We start from the raw sequence: 1,049 nt of genomic DNA on the forward strand, positions 1-1,049 counted from the left end.
CTAGAGCACGTCCTGTTTAATCCGGTTCATATCCTGCGGCTTTGAAGTAGTTGGCACATTCGGCTGGGGTGAAGAGGTCGACGACCGCGCCGACCGCGTCCCACAGAGTCTTGATGGTTCTCTCGGCCTTTGCTCGCAGCAGCGCCTTGAGTTTGGCGAAGGCGTTCTCAATCGGATTGAAGTCGGGACTGTAGGGCGGCAGGTAGAGCAGGCTCGCGCCTGCGGCCTCAATCGCGTCGCGCACGCCGGCGGCCTTGTGGGCGGGCAGGTTGTCCATGACGACTACGTCGCCCTCCGACAATGTCGGGACCAGCACCTGCTCGACATAGGCCAGGAACACGTTGCCGTTCATGGCGCCGTCGTAGACGAAGGGCGCAGTCATGCCCGTCAGCCGTAGCGCTCCGGTGAAGGTCGTGGTCTTCCAGTGGCCATGCGGCACGCCGGCCCGACAGCGCTCGCCGCGCGGCGCTCTTCCACGCAGGCGGGCCATCTTTGTGGAGAGGCCGGTCTCATCGATGAACACGAGCTTCGCCGGATCGAGATCGAGCTGGCCGTCGAACCAGTCCCGGCGCCGCTTCAGGATGTCGGGGCGATCCTGCTCCAGTGCGTGCGCGGACTTTTTTTGAATGTCCAGCCGTGGTCGCGAAGCCAGGCGCTCAAGGCGCTGCGGCTGATCCGCACCGACTGCTCGGCGACGAGCCGCTCCACCATCTCGTTCAGCGTGATGTCCTTGCGCTCATCGATCAGCCCGACGATGAAGGCTTCGTGTGCATCGAGGCTGGAGGCGCGTCGGCGGCCCTGCGGGCGTGGCGCCAGTTCGCCGATCTTCGCCCGCGCAATCCAGCGGATCGCGCTGGACACTCCCACGCCGAACCGCGCCGCTGCCTGCCGGGCCGACATGCCCTCGTCCGAAGCCTTCAAGACCCGCGACCGAAGATCTCCGCTCAATGCTCTTCCCATTGTCCACCTCCATCGAGGTGGATGTTGAATCAGCACAAAACGCAGCCGTCACATCACAATCGATTCATCGATCACAGGACGTGCTCTAG

Annotated in this window: 1 protein-coding gene; it reads right to left on the reverse strand. The window is 64.0% G+C overall.

Annotated elements, in window-relative coordinates; all coding sequences use genetic code 11:
• Positions 1-16: 16 nt before the first annotated feature.
• A protein-coding gene (locus tag JQK88_RS35455; protein ID WP_246750192.1) for an IS630 family transposase occupies positions 17-960 on the reverse strand; the annotation gives its coding sequence in 2 pieces (ribosomal slippage) (positions 17-624 and positions 624-960; 945 coding nt in all).
• Positions 961-1,049 lie beyond the last annotated feature (89 nt).

This window comes from Mesorhizobium caraganae, from assembly GCF_016836705.1.
Classification (GTDB): Bacteria; Pseudomonadota; Alphaproteobacteria; order Rhizobiales; family Rhizobiaceae; genus Mesorhizobium; species Mesorhizobium caraganae.